The 15,947-nt window shown below is 27.6% G+C and carries 15 protein-coding genes; 5 read left to right on the top strand and 10 right to left on the bottom strand.

Annotated elements, in window-relative coordinates:
- Positions 1-26 precede the first annotated feature (26 nt).
- The 4 genes from BN6774_RS04165 to BN6774_RS04150 all read right to left on the bottom strand — a co-directional run bounded on the left by BN6774_RS04165 (position 27) and on the right by BN6774_RS04150 (position 4,309).
- Entirely contained in the window at positions 27-935 is a 909-nt protein-coding gene (locus BN6774_RS04165; RefSeq protein WP_066890325.1) for an ROK family protein, read from the bottom strand.
- Between the two features lie 46 nt (positions 936-981).
- The gene (locus BN6774_RS04160; protein ID WP_066890323.1) at positions 982-2,382 is read right to left on the bottom strand and encodes a glycoside hydrolase family 1 protein; all 1,401 of its coding nucleotides are present in this window, start codon (positions 2,380-2,382) and stop codon (positions 982-984) included.
- Positions 2,383-2,509: 127 nt separating this feature from the next.
- Positions 2,510-3,220 carry a GntR family transcriptional regulator gene (locus BN6774_RS04155; RefSeq protein WP_066890321.1) on the bottom strand — a complete coding sequence of 237 codons (711 nt, stop codon included), beginning with the start codon at positions 3,218-3,220 and terminating at the stop codon, positions 2,510-2,512.
- A 150-nt stretch (positions 3,221-3,370) separates the two neighbouring features.
- Complete coding sequence (locus tag BN6774_RS04150) at positions 3,371-4,309, bottom strand: type I phosphomannose isomerase catalytic subunit (protein WP_066890319.1); 939 nt, start codon at positions 4,307-4,309, stop codon at positions 3,371-3,373.
- Positions 4,310-4,533: 224 nt separating this feature from the next.
- Here BN6774_RS04150 and BN6774_RS04145 point away from each other — a divergent pair, with 224 nt between their 5' ends.
- Genes BN6774_RS04145 through BN6774_RS04140 form a run of 3 tightly spaced genes read left to right on the top strand, consistent with a single transcriptional unit; the run spans position 4,534 to position 6,757 of the window.
- Positions 4,534-4,749, top strand: a complete 216-nt coding sequence (locus BN6774_RS04145) for a hypothetical protein (protein ID WP_066890317.1) — start codon at positions 4,534-4,536, stop codon at positions 4,747-4,749.
- Between the two features lie 21 nt (positions 4,750-4,770).
- On the top strand, positions 4,771-4,935 hold the full coding sequence (locus BN6774_RS18470) for a hypothetical protein (RefSeq protein ID WP_159426811.1): 165 nt from the start codon (positions 4,771-4,773) through the stop codon (positions 4,933-4,935).
- A 58-nt stretch (positions 4,936-4,993) separates the two neighbouring features.
- Positions 4,994-6,757: a methyl-accepting chemotaxis protein gene (locus BN6774_RS04140; protein ID WP_084766864.1), complete on the top strand. Its 1,764-nt coding sequence runs from the start codon at positions 4,994-4,996 to the stop codon at positions 6,755-6,757.
- Between the two features lie 49 nt (positions 6,758-6,806).
- Here the strand turns inward: BN6774_RS04140 and BN6774_RS04135 are convergent, their stop codons facing one another.
- The 3 genes from BN6774_RS04135 to BN6774_RS04125 all read right to left on the bottom strand — a co-directional run bounded on the left by BN6774_RS04135 (position 6,807) and on the right by BN6774_RS04125 (position 9,218).
- Positions 6,807-7,109 (bottom strand): hypothetical protein, encoded by a 303-nt coding sequence (locus BN6774_RS04135; RefSeq protein WP_066890315.1) that lies wholly within the window; start codon positions 7,107-7,109, stop codon positions 6,807-6,809.
- An 89-nt stretch (positions 7,110-7,198) separates the two neighbouring features.
- Positions 7,199-8,551 (bottom strand): HAMP domain-containing sensor histidine kinase, encoded by a 1,353-nt coding sequence (locus BN6774_RS04130; RefSeq protein WP_066890313.1) that lies wholly within the window; start codon positions 8,549-8,551, stop codon positions 7,199-7,201.
- A complete protein-coding gene (locus BN6774_RS04125) occupies positions 8,544-9,218 on the bottom strand; it encodes a response regulator transcription factor (RefSeq protein WP_066890310.1) in 675 nt (224 codons plus the stop codon). The genes BN6774_RS04130 and BN6774_RS04125 overlap by 8 nt, the downstream gene beginning before the upstream one ends.
- Positions 9,219-9,377: 159 nt before the next feature.
- Here BN6774_RS04125 and BN6774_RS04120 point away from each other — a divergent pair, with 159 nt between their 5' ends.
- Both BN6774_RS04120 and BN6774_RS04115 read left to right on the top strand, forming a co-directional pair.
- Complete coding sequence (locus tag BN6774_RS04120) at positions 9,378-10,682, top strand: alkaline phosphatase family protein (RefSeq protein ID WP_066890309.1); 1,305 nt, start codon at positions 9,378-9,380, stop codon at positions 10,680-10,682.
- A gap of 96 nt (positions 10,683-10,778) precedes the next feature.
- Complete coding sequence (locus BN6774_RS04115) at positions 10,779-12,020, top strand: MFS transporter (protein WP_066890307.1); 1,242 nt, start codon at positions 10,779-10,781, stop codon at positions 12,018-12,020.
- A gap of 110 nt (positions 12,021-12,130) precedes the next feature.
- Here the strand turns inward: BN6774_RS04115 and BN6774_RS04110 are convergent, their stop codons facing one another.
- The 3 genes from BN6774_RS04110 to BN6774_RS04100 all read right to left on the bottom strand — a co-directional run bounded on the left by BN6774_RS04110 (position 12,131) and on the right by BN6774_RS04100 (position 15,942).
- Positions 12,131-14,593: a YhgE/Pip domain-containing protein gene (locus tag BN6774_RS04110; protein ID WP_066890305.1), complete on the bottom strand. Its 2,463-nt coding sequence runs from the start codon at positions 14,591-14,593 to the stop codon at positions 12,131-12,133.
- 309 nt (positions 14,594-14,902) lie between these two features.
- Positions 14,903-15,253: a DUF2200 domain-containing protein gene (locus BN6774_RS04105; RefSeq protein WP_066890304.1), complete on the bottom strand. Its 351-nt coding sequence runs from the start codon at positions 15,251-15,253 to the stop codon at positions 14,903-14,905.
- Between the two features lie 104 nt (positions 15,254-15,357).
- On the bottom strand, positions 15,358-15,942 hold the full coding sequence (locus tag BN6774_RS04100; RefSeq protein WP_066890302.1) for a TetR/AcrR family transcriptional regulator: 585 nt from the start codon (positions 15,940-15,942) through the stop codon (positions 15,358-15,360).
- Between the last annotated feature and the right edge of the window lie 5 nt (positions 15,943-15,947).

The following is a 15,947-nucleotide window of genomic DNA, read 5'->3' as shown; positions in this document are numbered from 1 at the left end:
TTTTAATACTTCTTGGTTAATAATTCTTATTTATTTCTTTGCAAAAAATTAAATAGGGCACCTAAAAGGTTTGCATCATTTTCAAATTTGCATTTTTCAATTATAGGTCTTACCTTAGCAATCTTGATATTATTAATGATTATATCTAATTTTTCATTTATCTTTTCTATGAAATCTTCTCTACTACTAATAGCGCCACCAATAACTATTTTTTCTGGATCATAAATATACTGTAAGTTAAATACTCCTAAAGCATTATTAAAATAGAAATTATCTATAGCCTTTATGCAATCTTCATCTCCATTTTCAGCTAACTCAAATATTTTCTTTCCATCTATCTCAAATTCTGATATTCCCTTAATTTCTGCAATTTCTTTTACTAATGCACCTGTTGAGGCTAGATTACTCCATGTTATAAAAGTAGAATCTTTTCCTTTTCTTTCACAATTTAAAACTAAGTAACCAAACTCTCCTCCATGAAGGTTATTACCTTTATGAATTTTCTTATCCTTTATTACAGCTCCACCTATTCCTGTTCCGCATACAATAAAAAGCACATCATTATTATCCTTTGCAGCACCTTTCCAAACCTCACCTAAAGCAGCGCAATTTGCATCATTTTCTAGTTCTAATTTAATCCCTAAATCTTCTCCAAATATTTTTTTAAAGTTAGGTCCATGGATACAAGGTAATGCACTATTTCCACCGATAAAGCCAGTATCACTATTTACTCCACCAGGAGCACTAATTGCTACTCCTTCTATGTTATAATTTTTCTTAGCTTTTTCAATTTCCTCTATCATAGAAGCTTTAAATACATCAAAGTTATTTCTTTCTGATTTATAACTTCCTTTAGTAATAAATTCTCCTTCTTCAGTCATGATAGCATGTTTAACACTACTTCCGCCAATGTCAAATATAAGATACTTGCTCATTTCTCTTCTCCCTCATTCTCCATTTTTATGACCATTATATGTCCATTTAAAAACTATTATTTTTAGAAACTTCTTCTATCCATCTTCCTGATTTTTTAATAGTTTTCTTTTGTGTTTTTAAATCTACTGCGATAAACCCATATCTATTCTTGTAAGCATTAGTCCAAGACCAGCAATCAATAGGAGTCCACGTATGATATCCAAAACAATTAGCGCCTTCTTCTATTGCTTTATTTAGGTTAACTAAATGTTCCTTGATAAATTCTATTCTGTAGTCATCTTCTATATAACCTTCAGAATTTATATATTTTTCTTCACCTTCAACTCCCATACCATTTTCTGATATATACCATGGTATATTATTGTAATTATCTCTTATATTGATTGCTATATCATACATAGCCTCAGGATAAATTTCCCAACCCCTATATGGATTCATTCTTCTTCCTGGCATTTCATAATTATCGAAGTATTTATCTGGCATCCAGCCTCTTGAATAATCAAATTGGCTTTCTTTTGCTTTTACCCTTCTTGGCTGGTAATAATTCACACCTAAAAAGTCTATAGTATTGTTTTTAATTATTTCTAATTCTTCCTCTGTAGATTCCCATATAACTTTTTCTTCCTCTAAAAGCTTTACAAGATTCTTTGGAAATTCACCTTTTACAGCTGGATCTAAAAATGAATTGTTAAAGAAGTCATCTGCTATTTTAGATGCTTTTAAATCTTCTTCATTATTTTCATCTCTAGGATATGCAGGAGTTAAATTTAATATAATTCCTATTTGTCCATTATCCTTTCCATATCCACCTTCCTTAAATACCTTAATAGCTTTAGCAGAAGCTAAATTTAGATTATATAGCACTTGCATAGCTTTTTTTCCATCTACTAATTTAGGGTAATGAAATTGATATAGGTATTCTCCTTCAACTACTACTATAGGCTCATTAAAAGTTGTCCAATGTTTAACTTTATCTCCAAACAACTCAAAAGCTACCTTAGCAAATTTAACAAATAAATCTACAACATGTTTTGATTCCCACCCACCATATTTTTCATATAATTCTATTGGTAAATCAAAATGATGTAAGTTAATTACTGGTGTCATTCCATTTTTAATAATTTCATCTATAACATTATTATAAAACTTTACTCCATCTTCATCAACTTCTGCTGTTTCAAAATTCTTTATTAAACGAGTCCATTGTATTGATGTTCTTAAACTATTTAATCCTATCTCCTTAATCATAGCTATGTCTTCTTTATATGAATTATAAAAATTAGATGCTATTACTGGTCCAACATTATCAAAAAAAGCTTCTGGTTCTATTTCATACCAATAATCAAATATATTTTTATTTTTCTTATTAAAATCTCCTTCACTTTGTGGTCCTGATGTTGCTGATCCCCACCAAAATCCCTTTGGAAAAATATTTTTTCTACTCATTTGTTTTTCCTCCTCTATTCCTTATACCTAAATTATATCTACCTCTCAATAATATGTCTATACTTTTACCTAATTAATATATATTAATATTCTTTGAACTTATATATATAAATAAAAAAAGCTATAATTATCTAATAATTATAGCTTTAAATTCATGACTATCATATCTATGTCTAGAAAAAGAATATTCATATACTTTTCCATTATCTAAATATCCTATTCTTTCAACTTCTAATACAGGTTCATCACTTTTTAATCCTAGGTATTTCCTATCTAAATCATCAGATTTCCTAGCCCTTACTGTAGAGTGTGAACTTTGTATCTTGTAATTTAATTCTTCTTCAATATAACTATATATTGAGCCTTCTGCATCTGATTTTTTTATTGTTGGAAAAAGATATAAAGGCATATAAGTCTTCTCAATAACCATTGCATTGCCATCTACATATCTAACTCTATGTATAAAACATACAAAATCATCCTTATTTATTTTAAGATTTTCTGCAACTATATTGCTTGCATTAATTATCTTAAAATCTAATAATATACTTTTTATGTTATGTCCTGCCATTGTATGGGTTAATCCTGCAAATTGATTTTTTATAACTAAATCTTCTATTTGGTTTTTTGAAATATCTTTTACAAAGGTACCTGCCCCTCTTCTTTTAACGATTAAACCTTCTGCTACTAGAGAATCTAATGCTTTTTTTACAGTCATCTTACTGGCATTAAACATTTCACATAAATCTTTTTCAAATGGTAATTGATCATTTCCTTTGTATTCTCCATCAGCTATCTTTTGTTTTATACAAGCAGCTATTTCCTCGTATTTAGTCATATTTCTTATCCCTCTCTTTTAATTAATATATATATTATATCTTATAAAATATATATCTACAATAAAAAGTACACTTATGTAATTTTGCTTATTAAATAGCTCTAACTAAGGCCATGCAAAATTAACAAGTGTACTTAAAAATTTATTAATCTAAACTATTGGATAGCTTTTTAAAACTTTTATATTTCCTTTTATTTTATATTCTCCTAAGTTTGCTGGAATTAAGAAACTATCTCCCATTTTAATAACCTCTGAAAATTTGTTTCCTTCAATAATTCCTTCACCTTCAACACAAGTGTACATATCAAATTTATCATCATCGCTTGAATCACTATATTCTCTTGATATAGATATCTTCTCTATTCCAAAATACTCATTCTTACAAAGTAAGCTAGTAGAATATCCATCATGCGAAACTTCTTCTTTTTCACTTAAATTTTCACATTGAAGGTTAAAATTTATAACATCTAAAGCTTTTTCTACATGAATTTCTCTTGGTCTTCCATAATCATAAACTCTATAAGTAACATCACTATTTTGCTGTATTTCTGCAATTATTACTCCTTCACAAATAGCATGTACTAATCCACTATTTATTAAGAAACAATCACCTTTTTTTACTTCTATCTTATTTAAACAATCTTCTACTTTATTATTTTTTATTGCTTCTTCAAATTCTTCCTTAGTACAATTTTTAGTTCCTACTATTAAAGAAGCTCCCGGCTTTGCATCCATAACATACCAAGCTTCAGTCTTTCCATAGTCTCCTTCATATTTTGCTGCATACTCATCTCCTGGATGAACTTGAACTGATAATTTTTCCTTTGAATTAATTAACTTAATAAGTAGTGGAAATTTATCTAAAGTTACCTTTTTTCCAACTAAGTCATGTCCAAATTTCCTTATTAAATCATCAAATTTAACTCCTTTTAGTTTACCATTTGCAACTATTCCTGTTCCATTTGGATGACATGCTATGTCCCAAGTTTCGCCAATTTCTCCCTCTGGCATATTATCTCTAAAGGCTTCAAAATCTCTTCCACCCCATATTTTTTCATAATATAAATTTTCAAATCTAATTGGATACATAATATTCCTCCTTGCACAAATTATAACAAAAGTATATACTTATATTATAATTATATATCTTTTTGTTCCATTTACCAATATATAAATTCCCTATCTTTAATTTATTTCTCTAGTTATTTTATCATATTTTAGAAAATAAATTTATGCTATTAAATTTTTAGAAGATAATACTATGAATTAAATTTAATATAGCTCAAATAATAAAGATATAAGGAGGGATTTATATGTCAGAAATTAAAAGTAAAAAAAATGTCTATTTACCTGATGAAAGAACTGGTTATGCACCTGAACCACATTCTTTAATAAGCCATGGAAAAATAGAAGCTCCATCAACAATGTTACCTAATACTGTAGAAGATGATATTGTTGTAAATAATATTTCTTATATGGAATTTGATTATACTGAGCAACCTGAGCTTGACTTAGATGATGATATTTAAATAATTTTAGGAGGAATATTTATGGCTAAATCTAATAATAAGAAAAAAAGAACAGATGGAACTATTCCTATGAAAAATAAAAATGTAGCAACACCTATTAATTCTAGTAATATTTCTACTTCTTTTTATGATTATCCAAATAAAAGTGAAGTGTTGAAAAATAGTAAGACAAATCAATTATATTAATATAATCTAATATTTATTTAGATATATATTTATTTTATGGGGGGGGGATTTTTTTATAATGAATATATTAAAAAAAGCTAAGTCTAAAAATGAAAAGGTTTTATATAAAATTAAGAAAAATAAGCTTTTTAAAATTTCTTATCAGCTTATCTTATGTTTTTCAGTATTTATATTATTAATATTAATAATTTGGAGCATTAATTTTTATAATATGAAAAAAATTAATCAAGCCTCTAATGACTTATATAAATATAATACTCTTGGCATTTCTTATATTAATAAAATAAGTGAAAATGCTACTTATAATTATTTAAGTACTAAGCTACTAATTTACACTGAAAGTGAATATGAAAAAAATTCTATTATTCAAACTATAGATTCTAATAATAGAGGAAATAAAGATTTAAAGTTATCATATTCATATGCAATAAATAATGATGAAGATAAAGAAAGATTTGATGAAATAGTTAACGATTTATCTACTATTGAAAATCAATGTAATACCATTATTAAATTAGTTGAAGAAAATAAACTTAAAGAAGCAGAAATTAATATTGAAAATTTAGATTCTACATATAAGGATTTTAATAATAAAATAAGCAGACTAATTGATTTAAATGGGCAATGGGCTTCTGACTCATTAAATAATAATAAAGCTATTTTTAAAAATTCTGTATCCCTATCTTCTACTACTCTAATTGTTTTTTTAATATTAGTTTTAATTTCTTCAGCTTTAATAACCTTAAGAATAAAAAAATCTTTAAAGAGAATTATGGATTTATCTAATCGAATATCTAGTTATAATTTATCTCAAGATATAAATATTTCTTTTAATGATGAATTTGGTGCTATAGGATATTCATTAAATACAGCACAAAAAAATTTAAGATTTCTTATTAATTCTGTTATTGATATGACAGAAAAGGTTAAGTATTCTAGTCTTGGATTATCTACAGCAATTGAAGAAGTTACTTGTGAGTTTAATAAAATCAATGATTCATCAACGGAAATTAATTCTACAATTCAAGAAACTACTGCTATAACTGAAGAATTATCTGCCTCTATATTAGAAGTTAGTTCTAGTGTAGAAGTCCTTTCAGAGAAAGCTACTGATGGAAATTTAAATTCTGAAAAAATTCAAAAGAGGGCATCCAACATTAAGGATAATACAGAGTATGTAATAAATAATACTAATAGTATATATAAAAATTTTGAAGCTAATATAAAAAGCTCTATTGAAAAAGCAAAGGTTGTTAATGAAATTGTATCTATGGCTAATTCTATTGAAGAAATTGCAGATAAAACAAATCTTCTTGCTTTAAATGCTGCAATAGAAGCTGCTCGAGCTGGTGAACATGGAAAAGGCTTTGCTGTAGTTGCAGAAGAAGTTAGATTACTTGCAGAGCAATCTAAAATTTCTGTTCAAAATGTAAAGAATACAATTTCTGAAGTTAAAATTGCCTTTAATAATATTATAGAAAGCAGTAATAAATTGCTTGAATTTATTAACTTTGAAATTATGAAAGAATTTAATAGCTTTATAAAAATCGGGGATAAGTATAAAAATGATGGTATGTTTATTAGAGAAATGAGTGAAAACATAGCTGCAATGTCTGAAGAAGTATCAGCTACAATGTCTGAATTAAGTACTGCCATCCAAACTCTAGCTACAATGTCTCAAAGCTCTTCTTCAAATGTAAATGAAGTAAAAAATAGTATTAATTATACTACAAGTTCTATAAGTAAAATGCTTAATACAGCTGAAACTCAAGCTGAATTATCCGGTGAACTTTCAAAATTAGTATCTAATTTTATCCTTTAAGCAATAAAGTGGTACAAACTAAAAATTTGTACCACTTTATTACCTATTATTATAGATTATTTCTGTATCCCATCATTCCGCCTCTAGATCCGCCACAGCCTCTTCTATTTCCATTTTGTGAGTTGAATCCATACCCTTTTCCTTCACCATTATTTTGTCCTCTTCCTTCTTCATAATATGGACAATCAGGGTTACCTCTAAAGTAAGTATCATCTTCATTGTTTGTTACTGATTCATTAACAGTTGTATTATCATTTACAGTTTCTCCATTATTATCAGCTGCAAAAGTTATCGCCCCTGCACCAACAGTTATTGCTCCAATTATTGATAATGATAAAAGTAATTTTTTCATAGTTATTATACCTCCTAGTTAATTTATACTTATATCATAACTATTAATTTTTATAGTTTATTGATGGATTTGTGATGAAACTGTGAAAACTATATTTTATTAATTAATTCTTTTGGAATACTGAAGTAAAACTCACTACCACTACCTAGCTCACTTATTACTCCATAAGTAAATTTATGTGCTAGTATTATTTCCTTAGAAATAGCTAATCCTAACCCCATTCCTCCACTACTTTCACCTTTATAATATCTCTCCCATATATATTTAACCTCTTCTTCTTTTATTCCTGTTCCAAAGTCTTTTATATATATCTGTATATTATCATTAATTTTCTTTACTCCAAATATAATTTTCTCCTTAGAGTTTTTGGAATGCTTAATTGCATTAGTAAAAAAGTTCGATAGAACCCTAAATAAATAATTATTATCTATAGGTACATATAAGTCTTTTATATCCTCATCTATTTCAAAAAACAAATTTACACTATCGCTACCTATATTTTTTAATTTATTAAAACTATCTTTTATAAATTCCTCTAAACTACAACTTATAGGATTAATTATTTTATTATTATCTCTTAATTTACTTAATACTAATATTTCACCTACTAAGTTTGCTAGTACATCTACTTCTTCAATTATATTGGATGCATATTCAATAACTTCTTCTCCCTCTACTAAACCATCCTTTATAACCTCACTATTTGCTCTAATTACACTTAGTGGAGTTTTTAAATCATGTGTTACATTACTGATAAATTCTTTTTGCATCTTGTCTTTTATTTCAAGCTCTCTCGCCATTTTATCCATACTATTATTTAAATCTTCTATTTCATCTCTAGTGTTAATATTTAAATTACTCTTATAATTTCCTTTAGAAATATCTAAAGCTCTTTTTTGTAATGCAACTATTGGATTAGTAAATTTTTTACCTAAATAAAAAGCAATAATAGTTGACATAATAATTGAAAATGTGAAAATTAATATCATAATTAAGTTAACACTTTTAATTAATGACCTAATCTCCTCATAATTTTTGTAAACTACTATATCGCCATAAGCCGAAGAAATTTTTATTCCTATATATGAATTTCCACTTTTATCCTTAAAAATATCTCTCCCTTTAATACTGCTAAAATCAATTTGTTGCATTTGATTCATCATTCCCATTTGTCCCATGTGACCTCTTCCATTTCCACTTGGTCTACACATATTGGTAACTTCATTATCATTAATTAGTACAGCATATACATTTGCTAAATCTATTAATGTATTATTCTCAGCAGCTTCTAATACATATTGGCTAGCCGCTTCTAAACTAGAATATTCATTATTTATGTATAGCTTTGGTAATATGAAAGATGTTAAAAGAAAACCAAGAAAGGCTACTATAAGGTTTATTATAAACATATATTTTATAATTCTTTTACTAATTTTATTCATCTTCTAATGTAAGGCTATAGCCTACCCTCCAAACTGTTTTTAGATTTTCTTTAAAAAATTCTATTTTCTCTCTAAGTTTCTTTATATGAGTATCAACAGTTCTAGTATCTCCATAAAAATCATATCCCCAAACCTTTAAGATTAAATCATCCCTTGAATAAACTCTGTTTTTATTTTTTATAAAAAATAACATCAAGTCATATTCCTTTGGGGTTAGTATAATTTCCTTTTCATCTTCAAATACCCTTCTATTATCCTCATCTATTTTTAAATTTCCTAACTCTATTTCTTTTACTATATCTTTAATTGTACTTTTTAATCTTAAAGATACCCTTAATACTAGTTCTCTCATACTAATTGGCTTTACCATGTAATCATCAGCACCTAATTCAAACCCAAAAATTCTATCTTCCTCTTCTCCTCTAGCACTAGTTATTATAACTTGAGTCTTGCTATTTATAGATTTTATTTTCTTTAGAAGATACCAACCATCCTTATATGGCATCATAATATCTAATACAACTAAATCATATAAATTATTATCTATTAAATCTTCAGCAACTTTTCCATCAGTAGCTAAAGTTACATTATATCCTTCCTTTTCAAGATATAATTTCATTACTTTACTGATTTGTTTTTCATCTTCTACAATAAGTATCTTTATCATATTTCCTCCATAAATTTTCATCTTATATTCAATATATCATACTTTCATTAAATTTATTTAATCTTTTTAACAGCATTATAACGTTGACTTATATTCTAATTTGTGGAATTATTATGTATAATTAGAATATAAATTTAATTTTAGGAAGACGTGATATTTATGAATCCAAAATATTTGATTATCATATCATTTGATGCTGTTTCATCCCATGATATAAAGAAATTACAAGAATTAGATAACTTTAAATACTTAATAGATAATGGAAGTTTAATTACAAATGTTGAAAGTGTATATCCAACTTTAACTTATCCAGCCCATGCTACAATTATGACTGGAATGTATCCAAAGAATCATGGAATTATAAATAATACTTTAAATAAATTTTCAGATATAAATCCTAATTGGTACTGGTATAGAAAGTACATAAAAACTAAAACCTTATATGATTTAGCATCTGAAAAAGGATTAACTACAGCAGCTTTATTATGGCCAGTTGCTGGTCGTAGTAATATTAAATACAATTTAACTGAAATTTTTGCTCCAAAGCCTTGGCAAAACCAACTAGTTATGTCTGCTTTATCTGGAAGTATAAAATATCAATTGGATTTAAATAAAAGATTTGGTTACTTAAGAGATGGATTATCTCAACCTGCTTTAGATAACTTTGTACATGAATCTGTAAAATATACTATTTCTAAATATAAACCTAATTTACTACTTATTCATTATACAGATGTGGATACTAATAGACATAATTATGGCTATGATAGCAAGGAAGCAAATGCTGCTTTATTAAGACATAACAAAAGATTAGGTGAAATTATTAAAACTTTAAAAGAAAATAATATATTTGAGGAAAGTACTATAGTGGCTTTAGGAGATCATAGTGCCTTAGATGGAAATTATATAATTAGACTTAACTCTTTATTTAGAGAAAATGGGCTTTTAGAAGTAAGTAAAAAAGGACTTATAAAATCCTATAAGGCAGTTGCAAAAACCTGTGATGGCTCTTCTTATATCTACTTAAAAGATAAAAATGATACTGAAACTTATAACAAGGTCCATGATATATTAGAAAAACTTATAAATAATGCTAATTCACCTATTGAATTTATTTTAAATTCAAAGGAAGCTGAAAATGAGGGTGCTGATCCTAATTGCACCTTTATGGTGGAAGCTAACTTAAACTACTATTTTGTTGATGAAGCTATTGGAAATATAGTTGAAGAAGTTAAAGAAGATGAAGTTGGAAAAGTTTCTCATAGAACTAAGTCAACTCACGGTTATCACCCTAAGAAATCTGACTACAATACTTTCTTTATAGCTTCTGGGCAAGGTATAAAAAAGGGAGTTAAAATAGATGGCGGAAGCCTCATTAACCATGGTCCTACCATTGCTAAACTTTTAGGTGTTAATCTTGGAAAAACTGATGGCAAAGCTGAAGATAGAATTCTTGATTTGTAAATTGCCTAGTAAATATACTAAAGGAAGAAATTCAGTAATTTGAATTTCTATATTAATTGTTAACTACTGCTTATTAACTAAAAGAGAGGTTAAAATATGAAAAATTTAAATAAACAAGAAAAAAGTTGGGCTCTTTATGACTGGGCTAATTCAGCTTATTCAATGACAATTACATCAACAATCCTCCCAATATATTTTAAATCCGTTGCAGAATCTGGTGGAATGTCTTCCTCTAACTCTACTGCTCTTTGGGGATATACAATTTCATTATCTACAATGGTTGTATCGTTACTTGCTCCAATCCTTGGAACTATAGCGGATTATAAAGGTAATAAAAAGAAATTTTTTAAATTTTTCTTTACAATAGGTGTTTTATTTACTACACTACTTGCCTTTATCCCAGAAAATAATCCTATTTTATTATTAATTTGTTATGGGTTTACCTTGGTTGGATTTTCTGGAACTAATATTTTTTATGATGCTTTCTTAGTTGATGTAACTTCTAAGGAAAGAATGGATAAGGTATCATCCTATGGCTTTGCTTTTGGATATATAGGAAGTACTATTCCCTTTATAATATCTATAGCAATTGTTTTACTTTCTCAAAAAAATATATTGCCTATATCTCTTCCTCTTGCATGTAAGATAACATTTTTAATTACATCTACTTGGTGGTTAATATTCTCAGTTCCTCTACTTAAAAATGTTAATCAAATATATTATGTTGAGCCAGAAACAAATCCAGTTCAAAAATCTTTTAAAAGATTGTTTTTAACTTTAAAGGAAATTAAGAGCCATAGAAATATATTTTTATTTTTAATTGCTTATTTTTTCTATATTGATGGAGTTGATACTATAATTGGAATGGCTTCATCCTATGGAACTGATCTTGGAATATCTATGATAACCCTATTAATTATTTTATTACTAACACAATTTGTAGCTTTTCCATTTACAATTTTATACGGTAAGCTCTCAGAGAAAATTGGTGGTAAAAAGTTACTCTATCTTGGAATAATTACTTATACTATAATTTGTATTTATGGATATTTCATCAAAACTGCAGTTGATTTTTGGATTTTAGCTATGGCTGTTGGTTCTGCTCAAGGTGGTATCCAAGCAATTTCTAGATCATTCTTTGGTAAGATGGTTCCTAAAGAACATGCAAATGAATTCTTTGGTTTCTATAATATATTTGGAAAGTTTGCTGCTATTATGGGACCTTTCCTTGTTGCTATAATTACCCAAGCAACTGGACAAACTAGAAATGGTATTTTAAGTTTAATAATTTTATTTGTTGTAGGATTTATTTGCTTAACAAGAGTAGAAGAGTGCTAAAGCACAATGAAGAATTTAGAATTAAGAATGTAGCATTCAGGAGAAAACTCCTTGTGAGTTTTTGAAAATAATTAATGGACTGCCTAAGGCAGTCCATTTCAATTTAACTTCTAATCATTTAAAGCTTCTTTTCTTCCTTCAATAGCAGAAGTTAGCTTTTCTCCAAAATTCTTTAATAGAACTGAAATTGCTAGGAACACTACTAAAACTAATCCTAGTATTAAGAAGTCTTGTCCTATTATACTGTAATTTATAACATCTGCTGATATGACTTCTCTTAATGCTTGTACTGCATACGTGAAAGGCATAAATGGATTTAATACCTTAAAGAATGTAGGCACTACTTCTAATGGGAATGTACCTGCACAAGCCGTAAGTTGAAGTATTAGTAATATTATTGCAAGTAATCTTCCTGCATCTCCAAATAGAGATATTAAACACTGAACTATTGCAACAAATACTAGTGATAAGAAAATATTAGTTGCAAAATACAATCCCATGTTTGTTGGTTTTAAACCTAACATTAATACTACAATACTTACTAATATTGCTTGTAAAACTCCTACAAAAGCATAAGATAAGTATTTTCCAAAAACTTTATCAAATTTAGATAGATTTTCTTCATCCTTTAATTTAGAAGGAATTACGAAGAACATCATTATTGCACCTATCCATAATGATAATGGCATAAAATATGGTGCAAAACCTGTACCATAGTTAGGAATAGCATTTATTGCTTCTGCATTCATATTTATTGCTTGTGAAGCAAAGTCTCCCATCTCCTTAGCACTATTAACTAATCCATCCTTTAATTTATTAGCACCCTCATCTAACTTAGTACTTAATTCTTTACTACCATCATAAAGTTTATTAACACCATCAGTTAACTCTGGAACTGCTGAAGTTAAAGTAGCAATACCTGAATTTAATTCTTGTTGTCCATTGACTAATTTATTTGAACCACTTGATAATTCATTGGTACCATTTGCTAAAGCAGATGAACCATTATAAAGTTCAGTTATTCCTGCTGATAATGTAGGAATATTAGAACCTAAACTATTAACTCCTGCATTTAACTTGCTAGCGCCTGAATCTATAGCATTTAATCCAGTACTTAAATTACTAGTACTCTCAGCAATAGTTTTTAATCCAACTCCAAATTCACTAGTTGAAGGATTTAATCCTGAATTTAATGCATTTAATCCTGTATTTAATGCACTAACTCCATTTTGTACTTCAGAAACCTTTGAAATTAATGAAGTTGTACCATTTGCTACTTCTTTTGAACCAGTAGTATATTCATTAAGTTTTCCCTTGAAATAGCTATTTCCTTGTGCTAATTTTGTTACATCTTCAGCACTGGCTTGAGCTTTTTCATTAACTCCTTGAGTAATTTGTAATGCTTTATTAATTAAAGCATTTTTTGTAGCCATATCCTCTGTTGCATTTGCTTTTGTTAATAAATCCATAACTGCTGCATTTGCTTTTGCTGAATCTGATACTCCTGAAACTAAAGTATTAATTCCATTATAAATATCATTATATCCAGCAGATATTGCATCTGAACTTTGTGCTACTAAATTAGCACCAGCATTTAATTTAGCTATATCTTCACTACCTGCACTTAATGCATTATTTAATTGATTTGCTCCTGCACTTAACTTTCCTACTGAAGGATAGATAGTTGAAGTATAGGCATCGTATAATTTCTTACTTCCATCAGCAATTTGCTTTGATCCAGAATTTGCTGTAGAAATTCCATTTTTTAAATCAGAAGTTCCTTTTGATAATTCATTTACTCCATTGCTTAATGTAGGAACTTTATCATATAATTGTCCAAGTCCTTGGTTTAAAGCTTTTGATCCATTAGAAACTTCGCTTATACCATTATTTAAAGCTACTTGTCCATTTAATAATTGAGAGGACCCATCCCCTAACTTGTTAGCACCATCTGCTAATTCTGGCACCTTTTCATTTAAGGTAGATAAACCATCATAAATTTGTTTGCTTCCATCAGCTGCTTGAGTTAATCCATCCTTAGCTTCATATAAACTGTCAAAGGCTACTTCAATATAGTTACTTGAAATACTAGAATTTAATTTTCCCTTAAGTTCTGCTTCAACCTTTGAGTTAATTTGAGCTGCTAAGAAGTTTTTCTTATCATTAGTTACAAACTCAATTTTTGCTTTTTCTGGTTTTCCTTCTTTTGCTGATATTATATTAGATGAAAAATCTTCTGGGATAACCACTTTAGCATAGTAGGTTTTACCCTCTAAGCCTTCATTAGCTTCTTCTTCTGTGGTAAATTCCCAACCAATTTCATTATTGGATTTAAGCTCATCTACAATATCATTTCCGTAGTTTACCTTTTCCCCATCCATAACAGTACCACTATCATTGTTTACTACTGCTAAATGAATATCTTCTAACTTTGAATAGGGATCCCAAAAGGCATACAAGTATAGTAACGAGTATAAAAGAGGAACTACTATAATTGCGATTATTGACACTCGTATAAATCTATTCTTCAGAATGCCTTTAATGTCTTCCTTTGCAATTCTTAGGAAATTCATATAAATCACCTTCTATTTAGTTTTTGTACTGACTAGTCAATAATCAGTATGTTATAGTTATACTACTTTTGTACCGACTAGTCAATATTTGTAGTTAACTTTTATATTTTATCATTAGTAATCTTTTTCAAGTTTAAATTTATTAAAAATAATAAGAGATAAATATTATATTTTTGCTATTTGGAATATCCCAAGTAGCAGTCATATAATATCTATCTCTTTACAATCAATTGAATAAAGTAGATTATTTTAATTTAATAAAATTATGCTTATTTAAATTTATTTATTGATTAAACTATACTCTCTTATTTAACGCTTTAAGATTTTATCCATACTTTTTCCTTTTGCTAATTCATCAATTAACTTATCAAGATATCGTATTTCTTTCATAAGAGGTTCTTCAATATTTTCTATTTTTACACCACAAATAGTTCCTTTAATAAGTTTTCTATCAGGATTTAATTCAGGGGCATTTTGAAAAAACTCTGAATAAGTAACTTCCATACTTTCTAACTTATCTATCTCTTCAAAAGTATAACCAGTAAGCCAATGTATTATCTCTTTCACTTCATCAATAGTACGATTCTTTTTAATAGCTTTATTTACTAAAAGAGAATATATTTTCCCAAAACTCATATTATATATTTTTTCATTTCCCATCTTTCATATCTCCAATTTTTTTACATTTCAAACTTAGTTGCTTCAAATGGTTTATATAAAGTTATATATATCTATAAATAATATAATATAAATATTTATCTTCATTATTCATTTTTCATTGATTTATTGTTTATTCCATATTCAAAATACTTCATAAACTTTTTGGCTACTTCTTCATGGTCATATTCTTTTTCATTAATTATTTCATAAAGAGCTGCTGAAACTAATACTCCTACTAAGCTATAGCTTAATAGTTCAGGGTCTTCATTTTCAATAAAACCTCCAAGGATTACAGCTTTAAACTTAGTAGTGCTATTATCTATAAGAATTTTTATCTCATTTCTTAGCATATCATTTCTTTCTTCAGTGCCCCATAGTTGGCTAATTATAACTTTAAATAAGTCTTTATTTTCATAAACATATTTAAGCATTACCTTAACTGATTCTTGTATAATTTCGTAAGGATTATCCATACCTTCAGTTGCCTTATCAACTTCTTCATGAATAAGATTTATACCTTCCTTAATAATAAATATGAAAAGTTCTTCCTTGCTTTTGAAGTGATAATATAAGCTACCCTTAGCTACTCCTGCTCTTGCTACTACTTCATCCATAGTTGCTCCAGTATAACCACAATTTGAAAAAACCTTTATAGCTGATTCAAAAATAGCCCTTTTAGTTTTGTTCATTAAAT

Source organism: Clostridium nigeriense, from assembly GCF_900086595.1.
In the GTDB taxonomy this organism is placed as follows: domain Bacteria; phylum Bacillota; class Clostridia; order Clostridiales; family Clostridiaceae; genus Clostridium; species Clostridium nigeriense.
The sequence above is the reverse complement of the archived record's forward strand: the minus strand, read 5'-3'. Positions and strand labels throughout refer to the sequence as shown.